17 protein-coding genes are annotated in these 24,056 nt (G+C 44.3%); 13 read left to right on the forward strand and 4 right to left on the reverse strand.

Features of this window, described 5'->3' with window-relative positions:
* Positions 1 to 224 precede the first annotated feature (224 nt).
* A complete protein-coding gene (locus tag NQ095_RS08750; RefSeq protein ID WP_258263100.1) occupies positions 225 to 7,772 on the forward strand; it encodes a carboxypeptidase regulatory-like domain-containing protein in 7,548 nt (2,515 codons plus the stop codon).
* Positions 7,773 to 7,861: 89 nt separating this feature from the next.
* Here the strand turns inward: NQ095_RS08750 and mraY are convergent, their stop codons facing one another.
* A complete protein-coding gene (mraY, locus tag NQ095_RS08755) occupies positions 7,862 to 8,818 on the reverse strand; it encodes a phospho-N-acetylmuramoyl-pentapeptide-transferase (protein WP_258263101.1) in 957 nt (318 codons plus the stop codon).
* Between the two features lie 187 nt (positions 8,819 to 9,005).
* Between mraY and NQ095_RS08760 the strand changes: the two genes are divergently transcribed.
* Both NQ095_RS08760 and NQ095_RS08765 read left to right on the forward strand, forming a co-directional pair.
* Complete coding sequence (locus NQ095_RS08760) at positions 9,006 to 9,815, forward strand: class I SAM-dependent methyltransferase (protein ID WP_258263163.1); 810 nt, start codon at positions 9,006 to 9,008, stop codon at positions 9,813 to 9,815.
* Between the two features lie 40 nt (positions 9,816 to 9,855).
* Positions 9,856 to 10,281 carry a VOC family protein gene (locus NQ095_RS08765; protein WP_258263102.1) on the forward strand — a complete coding sequence of 142 codons (426 nt, stop codon included), beginning with the start codon at positions 9,856 to 9,858 and terminating at the stop codon, positions 10,279 to 10,281.
* Positions 10,282 to 10,530: 249 nt separating this feature from the next.
* On the opposite strand, the gene NQ095_RS08770 is transcribed toward NQ095_RS08765, so the two are convergent.
* Positions 10,531 to 13,563, reverse strand: a complete 3,033-nt coding sequence (locus NQ095_RS08770; RefSeq protein WP_258263103.1) for an efflux RND transporter permease subunit — start codon at positions 13,561 to 13,563, stop codon at positions 10,531 to 10,533.
* A 294-nt stretch (positions 13,564 to 13,857) separates the two neighbouring features.
* Here NQ095_RS08770 and NQ095_RS08775 point away from each other — a divergent pair, with 294 nt between their 5' ends.
* Genes NQ095_RS08775 through NQ095_RS08790 form a run of 4 tightly spaced genes read left to right on the forward strand, consistent with a single transcriptional unit; the run spans position 13,858 to position 16,050 of the window.
* A complete protein-coding gene (locus NQ095_RS08775) occupies positions 13,858 to 14,247 on the forward strand; it encodes a hypothetical protein (RefSeq protein WP_258263104.1) in 390 nt (129 codons plus the stop codon).
* A gap of 12 nt (positions 14,248 to 14,259) precedes the next feature.
* On the forward strand, positions 14,260 to 14,643 hold the full coding sequence (locus NQ095_RS08780) for a hypothetical protein (RefSeq protein WP_258263105.1): 384 nt from the start codon (positions 14,260 to 14,262) through the stop codon (positions 14,641 to 14,643).
* 52 nt (positions 14,644 to 14,695) lie between these two features.
* A complete protein-coding gene (locus tag NQ095_RS08785) occupies positions 14,696 to 15,367 on the forward strand; it encodes an HAD family hydrolase (protein WP_258263106.1) in 672 nt (223 codons plus the stop codon).
* A gap of 26 nt (positions 15,368 to 15,393) precedes the next feature.
* Entirely contained in the window at positions 15,394 to 16,050 is a 657-nt protein-coding gene (locus NQ095_RS08790) for an AraC family transcriptional regulator (RefSeq protein WP_258263107.1), read from the forward strand.
* 208 nt (positions 16,051 to 16,258) lie between these two features.
* Here the strand turns inward: NQ095_RS08790 and NQ095_RS08795 are convergent, their stop codons facing one another.
* A complete protein-coding gene (locus NQ095_RS08795) occupies positions 16,259 to 17,221 on the reverse strand; it encodes a helix-turn-helix transcriptional regulator (protein WP_258263108.1) in 963 nt (320 codons plus the stop codon).
* A 114-nt stretch (positions 17,222 to 17,335) separates the two neighbouring features.
* Between NQ095_RS08795 and NQ095_RS08800 the strand changes: the two genes are divergently transcribed.
* The 4 genes from NQ095_RS08800 to NQ095_RS08815 all read left to right on the forward strand — a co-directional run bounded on the left by NQ095_RS08800 (position 17,336) and on the right by NQ095_RS08815 (position 19,267).
* The gene (locus NQ095_RS08800) at positions 17,336 to 17,821 is read left to right on the forward strand and encodes a GyrI-like domain-containing protein (RefSeq protein ID WP_258263109.1); all 486 of its coding nucleotides are present in this window, start codon (positions 17,336 to 17,338) and stop codon (positions 17,819 to 17,821) included.
* A gap of 183 nt (positions 17,822 to 18,004) precedes the next feature.
* Positions 18,005 to 18,220, forward strand: a complete 216-nt coding sequence (locus tag NQ095_RS08805) for a hypothetical protein (RefSeq protein WP_258263110.1) — start codon at positions 18,005 to 18,007, stop codon at positions 18,218 to 18,220.
* 76 nt (positions 18,221 to 18,296) lie between these two features.
* Positions 18,297 to 18,695: a VOC family protein gene (locus NQ095_RS08810; RefSeq protein WP_258263111.1), complete on the forward strand. Its 399-nt coding sequence runs from the start codon at positions 18,297 to 18,299 to the stop codon at positions 18,693 to 18,695.
* Positions 18,696 to 18,724: 29 nt separating this feature from the next.
* Positions 18,725 to 19,267, forward strand: coding sequence for a ribonuclease FAU-1 family protein (locus NQ095_RS08815; protein WP_258263112.1), 543 nt, complete (start codon positions 18,725 to 18,727; stop codon positions 19,265 to 19,267).
* Positions 19,268 to 19,320: 53 nt separating this feature from the next.
* Here the strand turns inward: NQ095_RS08815 and NQ095_RS08820 are convergent, their stop codons facing one another.
* The gene (locus tag NQ095_RS08820; RefSeq protein ID WP_258263113.1) at positions 19,321 to 20,304 is read right to left on the reverse strand and encodes a phosphotransferase enzyme family protein; all 984 of its coding nucleotides are present in this window, start codon (positions 20,302 to 20,304) and stop codon (positions 19,321 to 19,323) included.
* A 375-nt stretch (positions 20,305 to 20,679) separates the two neighbouring features.
* Here NQ095_RS08820 and NQ095_RS08825 point away from each other — a divergent pair, with 375 nt between their 5' ends.
* Positions 20,680 to 21,102, forward strand: coding sequence for an SRPBCC family protein (locus tag NQ095_RS08825; protein ID WP_258263114.1), 423 nt, complete (start codon positions 20,680 to 20,682; stop codon positions 21,100 to 21,102).
* 258 nt (positions 21,103 to 21,360) lie between these two features.
* On the forward strand, positions 21,361 to 23,949 hold the full coding sequence (gene ppsA, locus NQ095_RS08830) for a phosphoenolpyruvate synthase (protein WP_258263115.1): 2,589 nt from the start codon (positions 21,361 to 21,363) through the stop codon (positions 23,947 to 23,949).
* The last annotated feature ends 107 nt before the right edge of the window (positions 23,950 to 24,056 follow it).

Below are 24,056 nucleotides of genomic sequence, written 5' to 3' on the forward strand. Positions count from 1 at the left end.
GGAATCGTTTGTTGGAAAATTATTTTACCCGTTACGGTGCAACAGAATGGAAGATGGAAAAGGCTGCAGGAATCTCAACTCCGACTTACCAGAAAGCAGGCAAAGTGGATTTTCAGGGGGAAAAGTACTAATTAGTTCCATTCTATTAGACGTTTGAACAGGTCACTTCTCTTACCTCTCCATACGATAGTAAAGACAATATCATGTATAGGAGGTTTTTTTCTGTGACATTTCCCAGTAATTCGCAGTATACCCCTGTTATAGTCGGAGGTACACCCTTATTTGATGTCTTAGGAGATGAGAGTCCCGTTTCAACGGACATTGTAGGGAATTCCACTTTTCCTGCGGGTTTTCTTGCATATGACGGAGAGAATGTGTATTTTCGTTTAAGATTGAACGGTGATCCCCGAAACAATCAATTAACAGGTTTCAGAAATTTTTCATGGGGAGTATTAATAAATACTACCGGTGTCGCCGGGACTTACGACTGGCTGTTTAACGTGGACGGGTTGAATAACCGAGTCAGCTTGGTTCAGAATACGGTGAAACTGGTCAACTCGTGGAATGATCCAGCCGAAGGGACTGGTGGGGGGAACCCTAACTTTACTCAATCGATCACCAATTTTGATTATGCCAGGGTCACGCCTGCCGATTCAAGCATTGGAGGAGATCAGGATTATTTCCTTGATTGGTTCCTTCCTGCAAGCACAGTATTTTCTTTCTTAGGAATCAATGCTTCATCCGCTATACGTGCTGTATACTTTTCATCAGCCAACTCTAATAATTATAATAAAGATTCGCTTCGGACCAGTGAGGGATTTTCTTTCGCCAATGCATTCACAGACCCAATTACTCCAAATCAAGCCGATATCAGGGCAAAGCTTTCAACGAACAAAGTAAGGAACTCAGGTCCCCAGTCCGTTCTACTTGGTCAGCAGGCAACTTGGACAGGTACTCTCACTGTGACGAATACCGGCCTTTCACAAGCCACGTCGGTCTTTCTGGATGATATCATCGGTCCGGATACCGTAACCGGCTTTGTGGTGAATACGACCTCCCAAGGGCTCACCACGTACAATCCAGCTACTAAGTTATTGACCTGGAACATTGGCAACCTTAATCCAGGGACCACGGCCACATTGACATTCACACTTAGTGGAGCCTATACAACCAGTGGAACAAGAAACCTAGATCGGGTACAGGCATCAGGCTTTGATTCCTCAACAGGTACCGGCCTTCAGTCCAACACTTCCGTGGTTACGATTAACGTACAACAAAGCTCAACCGTCAACGGGACCATCACGGATCAGACAACCGGATTGGTACTTCCGAATGCTACTGTTTCCCTTCTCCAGGGAATGAGCGTCATTGCGACAACACAAACCAATTCAAGTGGTTTTTATTCATTTACAAATGTAGTCCCGGGCAACTATACGGTTCAAGCGTCTTTAACGAATTACGTAACGGGGACAGTGAATGCGACTGCGACGGCAGGGGCTTCAACAACGGCTAATATTGCCCTCGTACCTCTGCCGAGTACGATAACAGGGAACGTCTCTAATGGTGGTCCCATTAATAATGCGACCGTTCAGCTTCTTAATAATTCCGGTACGGTGGTGGATAGCACGACCACCAACGTAGCCGGTAACTATTCCTTCACGAATGTGACACCCGGACTCTATAATGTTTCTGTCGTTGCCGCAGGATTCCAATCTCAGACGAAAGCCGTGGTGACAGAACCGAATCAGGCATCGGTGGTCAATTTCACACTGGTTGCCAATCCCGGTGCAATATCCGGTACGGTCCGTGATGCATCTACTAATAATGCGATCCCATTTGCCAATTTAGAACTTCTGGACTCCAATGGTGTGCTCATTGCTTCCACGACGGCTGACGGTAGTGGTCAATTTACCTTCAATAATTTAGCACCTGGAACGTATCAGGTCAGGTCCTTTGCTGTTAACTATAGTTCTACGACGGTCTCATCGACAGTCACAGCCGGAAATACCACAATCACCAACCTCTTCCTGGATCCGAATCCAGGATCCATTCAAGGGACGGTCGTTGACGCCGACACCTTGACGGCAATCTCTGGTGCATCCGTACAGGCAATCAATAGTCAAAATGTCATTGTAGCGAGTACCACAACGGATGGAAGTGGGCAATACTCTTTCACCAGTCTTACTCCCGGTTCATATACCCTCTTATTTACAGCGAGTGGTTATGCGACTCAATCACTCGGTGCCATCGTCGTATCAAATACAGTTACCATTGTAGATGCTGCGTTATCGAGGCTCGCGGGTGCGCTGATTGGTACCGTTCAAGACCCTAATGCTGCAGCCATTCCCGGAGCAACGGTAACAGTATTTCAGAACAATATCCAGATAAGTTCAGTGATCACGGATGCAAATGGGCAATATATGGTGCCCGGCCTTCCTCCTGGAAGCTACACCATTGTTGTCAGTGCACCAAATTATACGACGGAAACGGTTGCTGCCATGATTGAAAGTGGTCAGACGACAACAGTCAATGTCACCTTAAATGAGAATCCCGGTACATTGACCGGTTTTGTCAGGGATACCAATAATAATCCGATTGCAGGTGGAAGTGTCACCGTGCAAATCAGCACAGGAACGGGCATAATCGTTGCCACAACTGTTACAGCATCAGATGGCTCCTATACAGTTCCGAACCTTGCTCCCGGAAATTATACAGTAGTCGCTGCAGCCACCAATTATCAAGCAGCCACTCAAGGTGTGACGATCACGTCCAATACGACGAGCGTTGTGAACTTTAATTTGGCATCCGATCCAGGATCCATTGCAGGAAACGTAACCAATGCTCAAACAGGAACCCCGATCATTGGCGCAAATGTTCAGGTGAGGGTGGTGGACTCCAGTGGAGCGGTTATCGCAACAGCTTTAACCGACAATAACGGTCAATATGTCGTGAATGGGTTGGCACCGGGGGTATATACGGTCGTTGTATCGGCCCTGAATTTCCAGACCAACGCTGCATCTGTGCAGGTATCATCCAACCAAACCGTTGATGGCAGTGTGGCATTGGAGCCTGATCCTGGAAGGATAACCGGAACCGTTGTGGATAGTCCGGGAGGCAACCCGATCGCAGGAGCAAGCGTGAATATTGTCAACAGCTCCGGTAATCTGATTACGACGGTACTGACGGATTCAAATGGACTATTCATGGTAGAAGGACTTGCACCGGATAACTATACAGTGAATGTTTTCGCTGCTAATTTCCAGAACGGTACAGTCGGTGCTCTCGTTTCTTCAGGACAGACAACACCTGTCTCGGTTTCTTTGCTTCCTAACCCAGGGTCGATTACAGGAACCGTTACTCCTATCGTTCCAAACACAATCATTCAGTTAAGGGACGTAAACAATGTCCTGATCGATTCTGTCGTGGCCAATCAAGATGGTACTTTCTCTTTTAATAACTTGACACCAGGCACATATACAGTTTCAGCATCAGCTCCAAACTACTCTACTGCTCAGGCTGGGGTTTCGGTTCTCGCCAGCCAAACATCTTCAGTCTCGTTAACACTGACACCTAATCCCGGCTCTGTATCCGGAGTCGTAACCGATAATGTGGGAACTCCAATCGGGAATGCAACCGTTCAAGTATTTGATCAGAATAATATCCTGATTGGTACTGGGTTTACCGACGCATCCGGTCACTATGTTATAGGAAATTTACCGAGTGGTTCTTTTACGGTGGTGGCCAATGCGCCTGGATTTGGTCAGGTGATCACAGGAGTCAGTCTTGGAGTGGGGGAGGATTTAACCGACGTCAATATTTCATTGATTCCGAATCCCGGAAGTATCAATGGGCAGATCACCAACCTGACGACTGGCAATGTCATTGCCGGTGCAACGGTAGTGATTATTGACGGGATATCCCAGATCCCTGTAGCAACGACAACGACATCCGTATTCGGTAACTATTCTGTCAGTGGACTGGCTCCGGGATCCTATATCGTCTCGGCATCGAAATTGAATTTCACTACAGAACAGATCGGAGCCATCGTCCAAAGTGACTCAGCTACGAGAGCGGATCTTGCCTTAGGGGAGAATCCCGGCACGCTGTCAGGAAATGTGGAGGATACAAACGGAAATCCTATAACGGGTAATAACAATCAAATCTCTGTCTTTAATGAAAACAATGTGCTCGTTGTCACCTTTTTCGCCAACTCTGACGGGACGTATTCAGTGCCTTCTCTTGCACCAGGCACGTATTTCGTTACAGCTGCAGCCCCGAATTATTCGTCGTCCACCGTATCGGCGATTATTCAATCCAATCAAACTACAACCGTTACCAACGTGTTAGCCGCAAACCCTGTGACCCTCTCAGTGCAGGTCTTGATTCAGAATACCTCAACTCCGATAGAGGGATCGACCGTCACCGTTCGTCATTCCAACAATATCACGATTGCCACCGGGATTACGGATGCGAACGGAATCGTCACCTTCACCTCATTGCCGGCAGGTACGCTGAATATTTCGGCGGATGCAGCCACATTCGGGACAGATACGAAGTCTGTTATCGGAGGACCAGGCGACATTCTCTTTGCTGAACTCAGTCTTTCTCCAAATCCTGGACAGATTCAAGGATTCGTTACGAATCTTGCAAACGGAGATCCTATCCCGAACGCCGTCATCCAACTATACGATGTCACAAATGTACTTGTCCAAACCACTTTATCCAATCAAAATGGGGAGTACACGTTTGCCGGAGTCACCCCTGGAGTATATACCGTGGTGGCAAATGCAGCCGAATTTGGTCCGGAGACGGCAGGAGCGATCGTCACATCTAACCAAACCAGCTTCCTGAGCTTTGCTTTACGTCCAAACCCTGGAATCGTTCAAGGATTCGTAAGGGATTCGGTTACTCTCGCTCCAATAGCAGGAGCCACTGTAGTCGTTCGTGAACTTTCCGGAACCGGTCCGATCATTTTCACCACCATCACAGATTCGAGTGGATTCTTCCAGACAACCACTTTATCCCCTTTGATCTATGTACTGGTGGGAAGCAATCCGAATTACGGGTCTTCCGCAGTTTCTGCAGAAGTCATGAGCGGAGGGGTCACCAATGTTGAAATTCTTCTCACACCGAATCCCGGTTCATTAACGGGGACGGTCAGAGATGCGCAAACCTTACAACCTTTATCCGATACCTTGGTAAGAGTCATTGACAGCCAGGGTACCGTTATCGCCACAATACAGACGGATGTGGACGGGGAGTATGTCATACCTGGACTGGAAGAGGGAACCTATACCGTTGCGGCGATCAATACGGGGTATCAGGCATTGCTCCAGCAGGTCAACATTCAACCCAACACCACCACCTTACTAGATTTCAATCTCCTGGCTAATCCTGCTAGCCTCAGTGGAAATGTCGTGGATGCCGTTACAGGGTCTCCTTTGACAGGTGTCATCATTGAGGTTTATGCAAGTGGCACAGGTATATTAGTAAGGAGGGTCCTTACGGATGAAAACGGAAATTATTTAATAGAAGGGCTGCCTCAAGGAACGTTTGATGTCATTGCCCAACTTGAAGGATACGCCATCAATGTTAATAATGTCTTCTTAGCACCTGGTCAAGAGGAGGTGCTGGATATCGCCCTTACCCCGTTCCCGGCAACGATTCAAGGAACGATACGAGATTCGGTTACAATGAACCCGATCAGCGGAGCACTCGTCAAAGTGGTGATACCAAATACAGATATCGTCGTTGGAAGCGCCCTGACATCGAGCGATGGAACGTATTCCCTCGGCAATTTACCAACCGGTAGTTACAATGTGGTCATTTCTTCAGACGGGTATGGAACAGTCATCATTCCTGTCATCCTTATCCCGAATGAGACAGAAATAGTGAATGCAGCGTTAGATCCTAATCCTGCCGGAATCACAGGTACTGTCTTCAATGCACAAACTGCGACTGGAATCCAAGGCGCATTAGTAAGGATCTTTAACTCAGACGGTGTGTTTATTACCAGCACCCTGACGGATGAAGATGGAACTTATGTGATTACCGGGTTAGCGGAAGGTCAATATACCGCCATAGCAAGCGCAGATGGGTTTGAGGATCAATTAGCGGTTGTGACGTTATCACCAGGTGAAACGGAAATTCTTAACTTTAGTCTATCGAACCAACCGGCAGTTCTTAGAGGAACCGTGCGGGACAGAGTCAATCATCTCCCCATTCCATCAGCCTTTGTCCAAGTATTCAGGGTAGGGACGACACTCCCCGTAGCTTCTGTCCTCACCGATAGCTCAGGGCAGTACCTGATTACTGGACTTGATCCCCGTGAGTACCGGGTGGTCTTCTCTGCAGATGACTATACCAGTGAAGTATTCAGGATCTTCCTTACAAATGGAGAAACGAGAACCCTCAATGTAGAGCTAGGGCGCCAGCCCGCCACCCTGACAGGCACGGTCACGGATGCTGGGACGGGAACACCCATTCAAAGTGCCGCTGTTGTCACGGTCATCAGTGGGTCAGGAATTGTGGTGGCTTCAACTCTAACGGATCAAGAGGGAAGGTATATTCTAACCGGACTTTCGGCAGGTGATTACAATGTCATTTTCTCCGCAGACGGATATGTCAGCCAGACAATCCGCATCACCCTTAGTCAAGGGGAAATCGCCATCCTTAATGTTGCACTAGAATCAAATCCGGCTACGATAACCGGAAATGTCAGGGATGCACGTACACTGGCGGCCATTGAAGATGCCCTTATCCAAGTCTTTACAACCGATGGAAGATTACTGGGTGTGACGCTTACGGACATGGATGGGAACTATACCCTTTCAGGACTGCCTGGAGGAGAAGTGGTCATCGTTGTTAGAGCAAGAGGATATCAAAGTCAGTTCCAAACGGTCACACTCATCAGTGGGACCACAAGAACGCTCAACTTCTTGCTAGAAGACAATCCTGCCAGTATCAGGGGATATGTTACAGACATTCAGACGGGAGCACCGATTTCACAAGTACTTGTACAGATTTTCCCAATTGGATCCCAAGTCCCGATACGATCAACCTTAACTGATCCCACTGGATTCTATATCTTGTTAGGGCTGCCGCCTGGGAATTTCATCATCAGGTTTACGGCACCGGGGTACCCGGTGAAAGAGGTGAGCATCACTCTGCAAGAAGGTGAGGATCGGGTGCTGAATGTTCAGTTAGGAGAAGTACTCCCTCCACCATCAAATTTGAGACCTGAATGCATTGCCGTAGACAAGGTATATGATTGGGTCATTGCTACCCAAAACGCAACGCAAAATATTTGGTTATCCGAAGGCTGCAGTGAGCTGGTTGATGAACTCCTAAGAAGGGGAGAGGGCATACAGGTTTCTTGTCAGTTAACCCCCGCAGGATGTTCAGTCATCGGATTTGAAAGAGGGACACCGGGATATGTGGAGATTCGTGGGAAAGCAGCGCTTCAATTGACCATCCAATCCCGGGTAAGTGAAGCAGAATCCTGCACGATGGAAATACCGGTCTTCTTTGATAAAAGGATCGCCGTTTGCTTACCTGAAGGAATTGATCCCGGAAATGTGAACTGCTCCATTGTAGATATTAAATGTAGGGAAAAGAAGGGAAGTCTGACCCGGGAACAGGTACAAATTCAACTCATCGCCTGCCTGGAAATTGAAATCCTTCACCCGGTCACCCTCGAAGTCCTTGGTTCGTTCTGTACTCCAAGAACCACGGTGGAACGGGTAGAAGAAGAGGATGATATGTGTTACTAAGAAAAAGAGGTGTTCTCCGAGAGAGAGCACCTCTTTTTATATCCTTAAAGCAGCAGAAAGGAAAATAGTCCATCCTCCTCCGTTTTCAATCAGGGATAGAGAACAAATTTCCAATAAGCAAAACAGATAAACGTACAAATCCACGACACAAACCCAAAGGCTGTCACAATGGTCGTTTCACCCCAACCGTATTTTAAGCCGTAGTGATAATGAATCGGAGTCATTCTGAAGATTCGTTTCCCTCTCGATTTAAATGAAGCAACCTGCAGAATAACCGAAAGTTGTTCAGCAAAATAGATAAAGAATAGGAGGGGAATGAGAATCTCCACTTTTTCAATAACGGCAAGAAATGAAAGGGAGCCCCCGATCGCCAATGACCCTGTATCCCCCATAAAAGCCCGGGCAGGAAAGATATTATAAATGAGAAAGCCGAGTAAGCAGCCAATCATGACTAAACAAAATAGCTGTACCTCACTATTGTCCGAAATCATAAAAAAGAAAAAATAGGTCGGAATCGCAACCACTCCTAATAGACCGTCCAATCCATCTGTAAAATTAATCGCATTGGCAGAGCCCACGACAAATAGTGTGATCACAATGAGATATAAGGCGATTGGAAGATTAAAAGAGAAATCTTGATAGATGCCAATGGTCGTATCTATACCTTGTTCATTCATCAAGTAGAAAAGCAGGGTACCCGTAAATAGAAATTGGAAGATAAGCTTCGTTCTACTTGAAACACCGCCGGGATCTTGACGGGACGCTTTCCAAAAATCATCCAAAAAGCCAATGAAGCTGAATAGAATGTAGGTAATGGCCAAGAAAAACATCAGGGGCGTAGGTGAAAAAAATAACGATACGATAATTCCGATAAAGAGAATGATTCCAAACATTAACGGTGTACCTTTTTTTATTTGATGATTGGAAGGAAGCTCTTTTCGTATCGGCTGCAGGAGCTTTAATTTTCGTAAGAGTGCAATGAACAGAGGGGATAAAGCTGAGACTAAAACAAAAGCAATAATGGCCGGGATTAATTGATCTCTCACTTCGTATCTTCTCCTATTCTATTTAATAGTCTATACATAAGTTCTATGAAGAATGTGGATATCCTCTAATCAACTACATAATATGTAGCTCAACCAAAGGTCTCTTTAAAAAAAGTAGGTAGTAGGCAGGATTTGACATAAATTGCAGCGAATATATTAGGTAAAAAATGGAATGTGGGTGGAAGTGCTGAGTAAGATCATTGAGTATTACAATCAGTTTGATGAATGGGGAAGACTTGAACGTGAACCTGTTGAATTCCAGGTGAATTGGCATTACATAATGAAAAATTTGTCCCGTACAGGGTCGGTTCTTGATAACGGAGCGGGACCGGGGAAATATTCAATGGAACTTGCCAAAGCTGGTCATAAGGTGACGCTGACCGATTTGACCCCACGATTAGTTGATATTGCAAAAGGTAAAGCAAAGGAACTCCATCTAGAAGGACAATTTGAAGGGTTTCATGCAGCGGATGCCAGAGACCTTCACATGCTCGAAGATGAACAGTTTGACTCTTCCTTCATGCTTGGTCCTATGTACCATCTGCAGGAAGAAAACGACCGTGTAAGGGCAGTGAAAGAATTAAACCGAGTGACCAAAAAGGATGGACTGGTCTTTGTTGCGTTTATGCCGAGGATCAGACACATCCTCACATCGCTTCTATCTCCTGACAATTGGAAGCCCCATGATGAAATGGACAATATACTGCAATTTTCCCAATCAGGCTGCTTTAATCATGCAGATGAAGGGCGATTTACAGGGGCCTATTATTTTGAAATAGAAGACATCAATCCTTTTATGGAAGAGAACGGATTTGAAACGATCGAGCTGATTGGTTCGAATGCAGGCACTGTTTTGAATCATGACAACTGGAACTACTGGAGAGAAAAAGGAGAAGACGAAGTAAGGAAAATCATTGATTTGATTATAGAAAGAGCAACAGATCCTTATATCCTTGGCATTTCATCTCACTTGCTTTATATTGGCCGGAAAAAGTAAAACGAATCGTTTTAATACAAAATTATTGGAGGGATCATTGATGAACGAAAAATTAGTAAGAGTAGGAACGACTTATATTCCAGTGGCGGACGTGGAACTTTCTTCGGAATGGTACGTAACCAAATTGGAGGCAGAATTAAACTACAAAGATGAAGATAAGGCTATTTTGAATCTTGCCAACCAGAGTATCTTTCTTGTTAAATCAAAAGAAAGCGAGAGTGCTAACTTTATAGATGTCCATGGTAAGGAACGCTTTTCGTTGACATTTGAAGTGGACGGGTTAGAAGCTTTAGAAAACATGCGCGGGGATTTTATTCGTCGTGGGATGAAGGTTGGAGAGATTGAGGACAGAGGTCACTCAGGGAGGAATTTTGTTTTTTATGATGTGGATGGCAATAAGTTCGATGTGTGGAGTGAACTTAGTCCGACGTTTAGGGAGAAGTATTTGATTTCGGAATCAAAGTGATATAGATGGGTGGGCCACATCTGATGGGTGTGGTTTTTTTATGGGGGCGGTTGGAGGTTCAGCTGCTGAATATTGGAGGGAAATCAGCAGGTGAATTTTTCGGTTGAATCAGCAGGTGAAAAAAAACGAATATTCAGCAGCTGATAATAAGGGTTCATTCAGCAGATGAATGAACCAATATCCAAACGTTCCCCACCAAAAAGGTGCTTATCCTGTCCTGGATAAGCACCTTTTATATAATAATTAAAATTACTGAGCGATTGTCTCTTCACTCTCCAACTGCTGAGCACGTTGGCGTTTCGACTTCCTGAAATACAGTAATTCATAAAACACAGGAACGACCACCAGCGTCAGCACAGTGGCACCGGCAAGACCTCCGATGACAACAACGGCAAGGGATTTCGATACGAGACTTCCATCTTCCGTGTGACCGAAGAGTAGGGGAAGCATGGCACAGATGGTGGCAATCGCCGTCATGACAACCGGGCGGAGACGAGTGCCGCACGCTTCCAGGATTGAGTCACGAATGATCATCGTTTCCTCATTCTGCTTGACGCGGTCAATCAAGACAATGGCGTTTGTCACAACAATACCGATCAGCATCAGCGCTCCAATAAGAGCCGTTGCGTCTGCAGGGACCCGGGCGATGAGCAGTCCAAGGACTGCACCGATTGATGCGAGTGGCAGCGTGATCAGAATCGCCAGTGGTGCTTTCAACGTCTTAAAGGTAAGGACCATAATCAGGTAGACAATCATGATGGAAGCAAGCATTGTCATGCCAAGATCCTTAAAGTCGTCAGCCTGCTGGGCAGCTGCGCCGCCGGTATCAAGGGAAACGCCTTTTGGGAGGTCGATATCCTTGATTTCGGTACCGATATTCTTAGAAATGACCGAAAGTTCTTCAGGTTTTACCTCTGCCGTGATCCGGACATATAAGTCACCATCTTTATGCAGGACGGTACTTGGTTTTTCTTCTTCCGTGATAGATGCTACTTCCGTAAGAGGCTGGATGCCTGAGTTTGTCGCGATCGTCAAGTCATTCAAATCGGACGTTGATTCAGGATTGACGCCTGCGTCCAGAAATACAGGTGTCGTTACATCATCCAGGTTGATGGCTCCGATCGGCTGCGGGTTCAACAAGGAACGGATTTGCATAGCGGTTTGCTGGGCATTCGCTTTCTCCGTGTTGACGTTCACCGTAAAGACAGGTGACGTTTTCTCCTGGTTGCTGGAGACTTTCTTCACGCCGTCTACGTCTTTGATCTTATCCATGATCGTTTTGGATGTACTCAGAAGTTCATTCGTGTCATTTCCGACGACATCATAGGTAATGCTGGAGTTGGACGAACCTCCGAAGATGGAAGATGGTGATGCTGTAATGGTCACACCTTCTTCATTCTTCTTCGTTTCATTTACTTTTTCGATGAAGGATTCCGCATTGGCTCCTTCTTCCAAGATAACGGTGTAGACTGCCGTGTCTGGATCACTCACGGCTCCGTATTGGGCATTTTCTTCACTTGCACCGTACTGGGTGATCAAGTAATCGTATCCTTCAAACCCAGATAACGTATCTTCGAATTCCATGGTGCGCTCTTTAATCGTGTCTTCTGGTGTATCACTCGGGAACTCCATGGTGACAGCTACAAAAGAGGCATCATTCGCACTCGTGGCAGCTTTTGGTAACGTGATATAAAGAGCGATGGATCCCCCGAATACAAGAATGGCCAACAGGATGGGAACCCATTTATGGTTGAGTGACCAGCGCAGGACATTCACATAGCGATGCGGCGTTTTGTGTTTTGGCAAAGTCGTATTTTTCAACATGCCACGGCTTAACAATGGCACGACCGTAACGGCTACAAGCAGAGATGCAAGCAATGAATACGTAACGGTCAATCCGAAAGGAAGCAGGAACGCTTTTAACGATCCGTTTACGAGTCCCATCGGCAGGAATACGGCCACTGTAATGAGTGTGGACGACGTGATCGCACGGGAAACTTCCTTTGTTGCGAGCAAAACATTCTGTTTGGACAGCTTCTCATTCTGACTGCGCCGGAAAATATTCTCGACGACGACGATACTGTCATCGACCAGTCGACCGACGGCCACCGCGACCCCTCCCAGTGTCAGGATGTTCAAGGTGACTCCTGATAACCAGAGCAGGAATAGCGTAATACCGAGTGATAGTGGAATGGACACAACGGTTATCAGGGTCGGCTTGAATTTTCTTAAGAATAAGAGAATGACAAGCGTTGCGAAAAGAGCACCCAGTGCCACTTCACGAACCATGCTGTTGACCGAGTTCTCCACCATATCACCAGTGGTAAACAGTGCGGTTGCTTCCACATCGTCATAGTCCTTGTTGATTTGATCGACCGTATCTTTTACATCTTCTCCAGCGGTAACGGCACTGGCATCGCTCTCTTTGAACAGGACGAATGCCAAAGCTTCTTTCCCGTTAACACGGGTGATGGTGTTTTCCGCTTTCACTTTTTCAACGGTTGCGATGTCTTTCAATTTGACTGCAGGAGCATTCGGGACTTGCAGTGGTACCGGCAAGTTCTCCAAGGCGTCAACGGAGGTCAGATTGTCCGTGACATTGATTGTACTTTTCTGGCCATCTATCGTCGTGCTTCCCGCAGAGGCGGAAACATTTTGCCCTTGGAGCACTCCCATCACCGCGTTGACGGGGATATGTAGCTTCTCCAGTTTGTCGTGATCCAGGTTGATTTGAACCCGTGGGCTGTTTTCCCCGGCGATGCTTGCTTGAGATAAGGAGTCTCGATTTTCAAATAACGGTTTAAATTCATCATTGACGAGGTTGATGTTCTTTTTCGTTAGTCCGTCTTTAAATGTCACCGATACCTGACTGATCGGAATCATCGAGGTGTTCAACTGAGAGATTTGCGGTTGTCCGACTCCTTCTGGGAGCTGGATTCCTTTGATGGCCTCTTCGACCTTATTCTTGGCTTCCTTCATGTCGCTTTTTGAATCAAAGTTGATGGTCACCTGGGAATATCCTTCCCCGGTCGTGGACAGGATCGATGTCTTCCCTGAAATCGATGTCACTGCCTGTTCCACAGGCTCTGTGATGTTCGTTGTCATGGAGCCGGCGTCATACCCCTGTCCCAGGGTGACGACTGTCACTTGTGGATTATCCGCTTCAGGCAGGAATTCCATTGGCAGACGGAAGTAACTTATGATGCCGAGAAGCAACGTGATGATGATAAATAGTGTCATGGCTGCCTTATTGCGGAATACCCAATTGGTTAAAGCTTGCATGTGTTTCCCCCCTAATACTGATTTGGCTTTTAACCTTCTTTTTAAAGATACTGTAATACTGATTGCATCACAGCCACCTCCAGGCTAATATTCGCCTAGGTCTTGAGGCGTAATTCATTTAGTCACAAAATTCATTTTACGGTGGAGCACGGCGAGGTATTCTTACATACGTGTTAAATTTATGAAAGAACCTGCTCTATGTAAAAATATTCCTGGCACAATATAGTATTATAGTATGAATGGCAAGATGTGGGAATGGTAAATTCTCAATTCAATAAAAGTTTTACAAACCGATTGTCTATTGTAAGAGTTTTTGAAATAATTGGAATAGATTGGTTTGAAGAAGAAAAGAGGGGCAAAGTGAAAAAGAGGAGAAAAGTTTTAACAATAAGTTTATTCATTGTTGTCGTGTTTGCAATCTTCCCACCAATATTGGCGCCCATGGTTCATGATCAAGATTCACCGAGGTCTGCCTTGAGAGAAGCGATTTATAAGGATGGCCATCCCTATCAGAGCTTCTTTGCTTTCATTAAAAAAGGGGAGTATCAGGATCATGAATATGGGCAGCGATATGATGTGTACTGGTATGACTATAATAGTCCGACTGGTGATACTGCGACTATTTGTTATGCAAAAGAGAATGAGAATGAAAAGTATGAGGTGGCTTGTGGGACTGGACCATAAGGGAGGCTGGGAATGAGGAAGATTGTAGGCTTTGCCATTTTAGTGCTCTCGATTTTAACTGCATGTAGCTCATCAAAGGATTCGTCATCATTAAGCTTTAGTAAAATAAAAAATGTCCCTGATAATGTACAAGACAAAATCGAACCGGAGTATACACTTCAGCTGATGGATGAAGGAGAAAAAGGTTCTTATATCGTATTTCAATCAAATGGAGAAGTAGAAACCGATGTTGAGGCAAAAGACGATACTGTCACGATAAAATTCAGCACATCGGATTCAAAAGGGGGACATGGGGAGCAACATGTCTATTATTTAACAAGAGACCAAGAGCAAGACGTCATTCATGTTTTGGTGGATGGGGAGCCTGCCGTTTTTGATAGTGTTACTGGGCTGTGAGCAGAACGAACATGCCCGAGGACGAAAAGCCGTTAGGAAAGGAACAATAATCATGACACAATCACTCATTTTCGACATGGATGGAACACTCTTTCAAACAGTCAAAATATTAGAAGCTTCTCTGGATGATGCATTTGAACGGTTACGGTCACTAAACCAGTGGGATGCTGAAACACCGATTGAGAAATACCGGGAGATCATGGGTGTACCTTTGCCAAAGGTATGGGAAACATTACTTCCCGACCATTCTCTAGAAGAAAGAGAACAGACAGATGCTTATTTTCTAGAGAGGTTAATTCAAAATATAAGGAAGGGAAAAGGTGCTCTATATCCTCATGTTCAGGAGGTTTTCAGCCATTTAAAAGAAAATGGCTTCAGCATATACATAGCCAGTAACGGATTAATAGAATACTTAAACACCATTGTCGATTATTATGGGTTGGACCAATGGGTATCAGAGACATTCAGTATTCAGCATATTGAATCTCTGAATAAATCAGATTTGGTCCGGCATATTGTTGGTAAATACGAGATGACGAGCGGAGCTGTGGTAGGGGACCGGTTATCGGATATCCTCGCTGCGAAGGACAATGGTTTGCTTTCCATTGGCTGTCGTTTTGATTTTGCCCGGGAAGAGGAGCTTGCTCAGGCTGATGTGATCATTGAGGATTTACTGGAATTGAACAAGCTTTTCCCGGCAAAAAAGCAAGAAGTAAAAAAATAGATTAAGTTCGTCCTGGAGGTGGTCATATGATTCAAACGGTCCATATTCTAAATGGAACAGAGATGTACAAACGCTTCAAAGAGACACAGTTTCTTGCAACTGAAGAGATGATCCCTTTTAACGAGGCCATGTGTTTTGGAGACACGTGCGAAGACATATTTTCAGATGAGTTTATTGAGATGCGTTCGAGAATTCATCATGTAACGCCGGATCAATATGCTGACATTACACTCAAACCGTTGCAGCCACTCTTTCAAGGGACTGTTGAACATGTTTCTTTATGGTTTGATGAAGATATGTTTTGCCAAATGAATGTGCTGACGATCCTCGCCTGGCTGGATCAGATGAAGTATAAAGGGTCGATCGACCTTCATCTTGTGGATGAGCAATATAAGCCCGTGAACCAATATTCTCTCCAAGCGAAAGGGTATACAGCTCTTTACGAACTAGTAATGATTCATCATAAAATGCCTGAAGTGGTTGAGCTAAAACCTTTACGTAAAAGTATTGAACTTTATTTGAATTACCTTAAGAAGGACAGCGAACTTATGTTGTATATTCAAGACCATAGGGACGTTCCAGCAGAGGAGCTGGTGTCGCTGATGATTGAGAATTTTAGGGAGTATGGGTTGGGGGATACGCAGTATTTAGAGATGATTGAGGAAAGTCGGCAAAGAAAGTGATTTATTCAGGACTGGTGTGAGATGCAGAACATGAATCATTTAGCATTGGTGTGTGGCTTGCTTTTAGTAGCTGGAGCTGTTGAATGGGTTGGAACGGAAATTCTGAAACGTAAATATAAACGAAAGACGCTATTATTCTCGTTTAGTGTGTGGGGAGTTCTTACGGTCACTTTCATTGTCCTCTGGTCCCTGGAAAGGTAGACCGCGGTTAAATAGAATAGAGGTTGTATCTTTTTTGAACTTCATGAACCACTTCTTTAGGCAGTTCCCTGACTTTGATATCTTTGCCCAGGAATAGCAGCCAGTTTGTGAATTCGGCTAATTCTTCGAGATTGTGGACTTTAATATAAGTTTTTAGAATGGCTGTGGTTTGGTAAGGGTTCGTATAGGCGATCGATACTCTTAAAAGATGATATTTCTTATACTGAGCAATGGCTTTCGGACCAAGTTCCAGGACAACATTCATTCTTTCTTTACGGGTGTTTACTTTTTCTTGAATCTCTTTTTTACTTAATCTTTTCTTCGGAGAGTAAGGTTTGACATCGATGAGTTGGTCTGCGGGAAACGTGCGCTTCTTTTCCTCCTTTAAGTCAAAGCCTTCGATGATCCAGAAGCTTTTTTCATGATGAAGGTGCAACAAATAGATGGGATAAGACTGAATCTCCTCCTCTTCTTGGATGGTAAGCAGTAAATATGGATCCAAAAGGAGCATTTGAAAGAGTGATTCCACCATTGGATGGGGGAGGTCTGAAAGGTCGAGTAAGTCGGGATTATGGGGATTGGTCCCTGCAAACAGCAAGAGTTGGTTCAGAAGAATCAGGTCATCCTGCTGGGTTTCCGAGATAAGGCTGAGCAGTTTCTCGGCTATCGAGTGTCGGCTTTTTAGATATGGAAGCTGTTGATTTCGGGTCGCCATAAAGGCAATAAACAGTGCATTCACTTCATGGTCGGTAAAACGGACCTGGGGCAGGACAGAGTTGTGCATGACGAAATAACCCCCATCCCTTCCAGCTTCAGAGACGAGTGGCATCCCCATGGATTCAATTTCCCTGATATCCCTAATAGCTGTCGAGCGTGAAATGTTAAATTCCCGCATGATTTCAGAAAGAGTGAAGTGAGCACGATTGTTAATATATCGCATCATGACATTGATCCGTTCAACTTTTTTCATCAGGACCTCCAGAAAAGGTATCATTTTTTGATACTATTCAACCTTATTATATATTTATCAAGTGTTACAGACAATTCACTTGAAAAAATTCAAAAAAAAGGATGGTTTTAGAATATGGCAGAGTATCGATTAGTGGAAAAAGACAGTTTTATCGTAATAGGACTTGGAACCGACCTAAACAGTGATTATAGAGATTTTGAAGGATTGAATAAAGAAAAAGCGGATTTTTGGCAAACGGTCAGTGAAGATGGAAGACTTGATACGTTAAAGTCCATGGCCACAAATGACTATATCTTTGCAGTGAATGAAGCAGTGAATCATAAGATGATGCATTATGCCGGTGTCATGGCAGATGAAACGTCCCCAGTACCGGAAGATGCCAGAGTTATTCAATTCCCTAAGGGGGAATACGTCGTGGTTGAAGGGGAAGGGAAAACGGCTGAAGAACTGAATAATCAAGTTACTGCCATCGCCTTTGGTCAGGTCTTACCAGAAGCAGAGCATGTTGCTTATGTTGGTGCTCCTAATGCAACAGTTGAGATGGGACGCAGGAACGGGATGGTATTTGGAGAGATGTGGATTCCTGTTGTGAGGAAATAAAGAATAGAAGGCGTAATCCTTTGAGTGGATTACGCTATTTTTTATTTCAGGTTTTACTTGAGGAGATAGGATTTATTTGGAATAATTGGAATAAGATTAAAACTACAAAAACTACTTGGGAATAATGAATATGATTGCGGCCATTTCTTTATAGTGGTTTGAAAAAATGAACGGGGTGATGTAGTGGGTGTTTATTATTTTGCTATTCTATTTATAGGTGTTTTTCTTATTTTCCGTGCAGGTTTGCAGGCGTTTAAGCAAAGTTCATTCTTTCAGCCAAGAGTGATTGCCTACGGTGTTATGGGAGCTGTGTTGATTGGGTTATCCATTTTTATGTTTACTCCCGGGAGTGCTGATATTGTGGCTGACCTTTTAGGGATGACTAATAAACCTGAATAGATAAGGGAATTAAGGTTGGATATGATCATACGCGTTGAATTATACTTTAGATAATAGATAAAAGGAGGAGATCACAATGAACAAGGTCACACCATTTTTAATGTTTCAAAACGGAGATGCCGAGGAAGCAATGAATTTTTACACATCTCTGATTGAAGATTCTGCCATTACCAATATTGCTCGATATGGGGCAAATGAAAGTGGAGATGAAGGTACGGTGATGCAGGCGACGTTCACGTTGAAGGGGCAGGAATTTATGTGCATTGATAGCAATGTGAAGCATCAGTTTGATTTCACTCCTTCTTTCTCCATCTTTCTTACATGCGATACGGAAGAAGAACTTGAATTTATCTATGGGAAGCTGAGTGATGGCGGTCAAGCGCTTATGCCACTTGGAGATTACGGTTTCAGTAAGAAATTTGGCTGGCTGAATGACCGATTTGGTGTTTCATGGCAGCTGAATCTGCCAAAATAAAGGAAGGGAAAGATGATGGAGGATCTTTTATGCTCAAAAGAAAATACGGAAACCGTGCTGATTGGAAGAGAGTAGAACAAAGGAAATACGCTCAAACCAACCTCAACACGAAGGAGTTCCAAGGGTATATCACTCTGTTGAACACAGTGAAAGTGAACCAACCAATCATCACCCGATATGGAAACAAAGAAATATGCATCGTTGATAACGGATATATGTGGCTTCAGCACTTTCCTATTGGGAAACATCATTCCGTCACCACCATGTTTAATGCAAGTGGAGAGATAGTTCAGTGGTACATAGATATATGCCTGGAAAATGGAGTGGAGGACGGTGTTCCGTGGATGGATGATCTCTACTTGGATATCGTGGTGCTCCCAACAGGTGAGATCTTTCTATTGGATGAGGATGAAATGGAAGAGGCATATAAAAAGGGATCTCTGCCTAAAATGAAATATGATATAGCAAGGAACGAAGTAAAAGAAATTATGAGACAGTTAGATAATGACGAGTTTAGATTAATGACACTGGCTAAAGAACATAAGAGAATGTTGGAGAACGAACTGAAGTAAACAGAGTAAAGGTGTCTGGCCCTCCGCACATTGAGCCAGACACCCGTCTTATATTATAAATCCATACCAAACCACTTCGATTTATTCTTCATTGCCTCAGTTAACCTTCCTCTCAATCCTATTAACCATGCCGGTTCATGGTTCCACTGTTCTTCTGTTGACCTCATAATACGTACATATCCGTATAAATCGGCAAACCTTCTGAAAACCGGCAGTAATGCCATCATATCATCCTCGATTTCAAATTCGGTTCGATATCCATCCAGGAAGCATTCTTTTTTCTCTTGATACTTTTTAGGTGGAATACAATCTTGCAAACTATCAAGTGTCTGCTCAATGTCCATCACATACCAATGATACATCGCATCGTCAAAATCAATGGCGTAACAAGATTGAGATTTTGCATCATAGAATACATTGTCGTATTCAAAATCATAATGAATCAATCCAAAATTGCTTTTTGAGTTAGGAATGGTCTCAAGATACTCTTGTAATAACTTTGTTTCCTTTAACGCTAATGTTTCATGAGGAAGATCCATCAGAATCGACTCAATGGAAGCGAGGACATCGCTAAAGGACCGCCGCTTGGATTGAACAGGATGGTACTCACTGGACAATCGATGGAGTTTCCCTAATGATTTTCCATAATTGAACATAATATGATCATTCAGATCAGTCTCGCTAATCGGTACACCTGGTACCTGTTTGAACACGGTAGCATAGTACTCACCCCATGGTGTTTGAACTTCAACCAACTTCTCTCCTCTTTTTGATTCCACAGCTTCTAATACGCCATACCCCTTTGAACGAAGATAAGAAATAAAATCAAGTTCCGCGAGAAGATTTTCCCGGCACTTCTCTGATGTTGGGGCAAATCTGAGAAACTGCGTCTTGCCATTGAATTGAAAAGAATAGGTAGCATTCGATGAGATCCTGTAGGTTGTGAAAAGGTCAGGTGATTGTCCACCAAATTCCCAATGTCCTAACAACATTTCAGCCAGGTCCTCATTGTTAAAAAGATATTTGATCTTCAACATAAAACAGTCAACTCCTCATCATTTCTTGAATTCATTTTGAAAAGAATAACTGGAGAAGACATTTGCTCCTAAAATACGAAAATATAAAAAACCACAGGGTATATAAAATAACCCTGTGGCTTAAAATTTCGTTTTTCCTAATAAGCAGATGTTGCCGTACTCATTCTATTTTCACATGGTATCCGTATGAGTGAGAAGGCAGTACATATCAATCTCCAAGGTTATCTTCATGAAATTAGTCATTGCACCATCTCACTCCCTTCGTAAGTAATATGAAAATTATACCATTTTAAGGATTAAGAATTCAAGGGATTTCGAATGTGAGAGTCTAAGGTATAATTAGTGATAAATAAAATGAAAGCGAGTGGATGATGTATGAATAATATCTCTCAAATGAAAATTCAAAAGCCGGCACATGAAATTTTCGAGGCATTTGTTGATCCTGAAAAGATAGGGGGCTTCTGGTTCTCATCAAGCTCTGAAAGATGGGAGGAAGGAAAGACTGTTACGTTGAGATATGAAGAGTATGACGCACAAGGCGATATTCACATATTGGAAATTGAAGATCAAAAGAAGATTGTCTTCGAGTGGGCAGGAAACCATAAAGTAACCATAACCTTTAGTCAAGAAGAAAAAGGCAGCACAATCGTAGGAGTTACAGAAGAAGGGTTCGATGAGAACAGTGAAAATTTTATCAGCCAGTTAGTAGACAATAAAGAAGGCTGGGTATATATGCTAACATGCTTGAAGGGGTACATGGAGTATGGTGTCAATCTTAGAGCATCGCTTGTTAAATAAGGTGAAGAGTAAATCTGAATGATTGCTTATTTGTAAGTGGCAATATGAATTTGGTAAAAGTAAATGAATCTAAAAAAAGCTCAGAGCAAATACCTCTGAGCTTTTATCATATTTATTTGTTTCATATGTTGTTCTTCACACATCAAACTTCTCTTCCTACTTCTATTATACCACGCTAAAAAAATTCATTACAGACTGTTTCTTCCACTGGCATACTGCTAAAATCAAATAACATTGATGGATAGGGGGAGTTGCAATATGGATTCATTGGTTCTCAGCTTTCATGAAATGGAACAATCGGAGCTTTCGCTTGTGGGTGGAAAAGGGTTGAACCTGGGGCTTTTATCAACGATTCAAGGAATTCAGGTGCCGGAAGGATTCAGTGTGACGACGGTTGGGTTTCAGAGAGCGGTTGAACAGATTGAGATGTATCATACATTGCTGGCGAGGTTATCCAAGCTCAACCCCGAAGACCGGAATCAAATCGGGGAAGTCAGCAAGGGGATACGGGATGTCCTCCTGAATGTAACGATTCCTACCGATGTAGTGGAAGCTGTTACTCACTATCACTCTCGGTTTGGAGAGGAACATGCCTATGCCGTGCGTTCAAGTGCAACGGCGGAAGATTTGCCTCTTGCCTCTTTTGCCGGGCAGCAGGATTCGTACCTTCATATTATCGGCAAGGATTCTATCCTGAAGCATATCCGCAAGTGCTGGGCATCCCTTTTCACGGATCGGGCTGTCATATACCGCATGCAGAACGGATTTGATCATAGTCAAGTTCACCTTTCCGTTATCGTTCAGAGGATGGTCTCCCCGCAAGTTTCAGGGATTCTCTTTACGGCTGACCCCGTGAGTTCCAATCGGAAAGTATTGTCTATCGACGCAGGCTTTGGTCTAGGGGAAGCCTTGGTTTCCGGTATGGTTTCACCAGATTCCTATCAAGTTAAGGACGGCATGATCATAGATAAGAGGATTGAAACGAAGAAATTGGCTATCTATGGGGTGGACGGTGGGGGAACAGTGATGCAGCCTATTCCTCCGGATCAGCAGAAGGAAGAGGCCCTCACGGATGAACAGGTTTTACGGCTTTCCCGAATCGGCAGGAAGATCGAAGCCCATTTTGACTGTCCTCAAGATATTGAATGGTGCTTGGAGGATGACAGCTTCTACATTGTCCAAAGCCGGCCGATTACGACACTATACCCGATCCCGGAAGCGATTGATGGGGAGAATCGGGTGTATCTATCCGTCGGCCATCAGCAAATGATGACGGACGCGATGAAGCCCCTCGGGTTGTCATTCTTCTTGTTAACGACCCCTGCACCGATGAAAGTCGCCGGTGGAAGATTGTTCGTGGATTGCACACCCCGGTTGGCATCCCCTGCCAGCAGACAGTCATTCATCGAATTAATGGGCAAATCCGAACCACTTATTAAAGACGCTCTCACAACGATTGTAGAGCGGCAGGGGTTCATCAAAACTGTAGAGGATGAAGCTATGCCTGCTCCAAGGAAAGGTGGAGTGGATCCAATCGACCCCGATCCTGCCATCGTTGCTGAATTAATGGAGAAAAGTGAGTCCTCGATTGAACAGTTGAAAAGAACCATCCATGCGAAAACGGGATCCGAGTTAATCGATTTCATCTTAGAAGATATGAAGGAATTAAAGAGGATTCTATTTGATCCCGAGAGTTCTCAGGTGATTATGGCTGCGATGGATGCTTTATTCTGGATCAATGACCATATGTACGAGTGGTTGGGAGAAAAAAATGTGGCAGATACCTTGTCTCAATCGGTACCGAATAACATCACTTCTGAAATGGGCTTGGCATTGATGGACGTAGCCGATGTGATACGTCCACACCAAGCGGTAATTGATTATTTGCGCCAAGAAAAAGACGACAATTTCCTGGATGAATTGGTGAAAGTCGAGGGTGGACAGGAAGCCCGGAACGCCATCAAAGGCTTTCTCACCAAATACGGAATGAGATGCAGCGGAGAAATTGATATTTCGAGAGTACGTTGGAGTGAAAAGCCAACAACCATTGTCCCGATGATTCTCAGTAACATCGAACAGTTCGAGCCGCAGGAAAGCAAGCGTAAATTTGAAAAAGGGCGGCTGGAAGCGTTAGAAAAAGAACGAGAATTACTGGATAGATTAAGCTCATTACCAGATGGCGAACAAAAGGTAAAAGAGACGAAAAGAAGGATCGAGATCATCCGGCATTTCACCGGTTACCGGGAATATCCGAAATACGGCATGATTCAGCGCTACTTCGCTTATAAGCAGGCATTATTAAAAGAAGCTGAACGGCTTGTCGAACAAAATATTCTTCAAGAAAAAGAGGACATTTTTTACCTTGCATTTGATGAATTGCAGGACTTAGTGAGAGCTCATGAACCGGAAGACGATCTCATCTGTAAGCGAAAAGAAGAGTTCAACTTTTATGAAAAACTAACGCCGCCACGCGTGATCACGTCGGACGGGGAAATCATTACCGGTGAATACAAGCGGGAAGATCTTCCGGCAGCAGCCCTTGCCGGCCTGGCTGTTTCATCAGGTGTAATAGAGGGGCGGGCACGTGTGATTGTCAACATGGAGGATGCGAATCTGGAAGAAGGAGATATATTGGTCACCGCGTATACCGACCCAAGCTGGACGCCATTATTTGTCTCAATCAAAGGCTTAGTCACCGAAGTGGGCGGATTGATGACCCATGGAGCGGTGATTGCACGGGAGTATGGTCTGCCGGCTGTCGTGGGCGTTGAACGTGCTACCGAGAGGATACGGGATGGGCAAAGGATCAGGGTGCATGGGACAGAAGGGTATGTTGAAATATTGTAATAATGATTGAAAATCTAACAGGCGTAATTCCTTAACTGGATTACGCCTTTCATTATTGGAAATGGTAAACTGATTAAGAGTATTACTTTCATAGTTTTAATAGAAGT

The organism is Rossellomorea sp. SC111, from assembly GCF_024733565.1.
Lineage (GTDB): Bacteria > Bacillota > Bacilli > Bacillales > Bacillaceae_B > Rossellomorea.

What these genes read in the sequence shown, in the direction of transcription:
- ppsA (WP_258263115.1), top strand. Translation starts at nt 21,361, where the DNA reads ATGGATTCATTGGTTCTCAGCTTTCATGAAATGGAACAATCGGAGCTT.
- NQ095_RS08765 (WP_258263102.1), top strand. Translation starts at nt 9,856, where the DNA reads ATGAACGAAAAATTAGTAAGAGTAGGAACGACTTATATTCCAGTGGCG.
- NQ095_RS08780 (WP_258263105.1), top strand. Translation starts at nt 14,260, where the DNA reads ATGAGGAAGATTGTAGGCTTTGCCATTTTAGTGCTCTCGATTTTAACT.
- NQ095_RS08825 (WP_258263114.1), top strand. Translation starts at nt 20,680, where the DNA reads ATGAATAATATCTCTCAAATGAAAATTCAAAAGCCGGCACATGAAATT.
- NQ095_RS08815 (WP_258263112.1), top strand. Translation starts at nt 18,725, where the DNA reads ATGCTCAAAAGAAAATACGGAAACCGTGCTGATTGGAAGAGAGTAGAA.
- NQ095_RS08785 (WP_258263106.1), top strand. Translation starts at nt 14,696, where the DNA reads ATGACACAATCACTCATTTTCGACATGGATGGAACACTCTTTCAAACA.
- NQ095_RS08820 (WP_258263113.1), bottom strand. Translation starts at nt 20,304, where the DNA reads ATGTTGAAGATCAAATATCTTTTTAACAATGAGGACCTGGCTGAAATG.
- NQ095_RS08800 (WP_258263109.1), top strand. Translation starts at nt 17,336, where the DNA reads ATGGCAGAGTATCGATTAGTGGAAAAAGACAGTTTTATCGTAATAGGA.
- NQ095_RS08810 (WP_258263111.1), top strand. Translation starts at nt 18,297, where the DNA reads ATGAACAAGGTCACACCATTTTTAATGTTTCAAAACGGAGATGCCGAG.
- NQ095_RS08790 (WP_258263107.1), top strand. Translation starts at nt 15,394, where the DNA reads ATGATTCAAACGGTCCATATTCTAAATGGAACAGAGATGTACAAACGC.
- NQ095_RS08770 (WP_258263103.1), bottom strand. Translation starts at nt 13,563, where the DNA reads ATGCAAGCTTTAACCAATTGGGTATTCCGCAATAAGGCAGCCATGACA.
- NQ095_RS08795 (WP_258263108.1), bottom strand. Translation starts at nt 17,221, where the DNA reads ATGAAAAAAGTTGAACGGATCAATGTCATGATGCGATATATTAACAAT.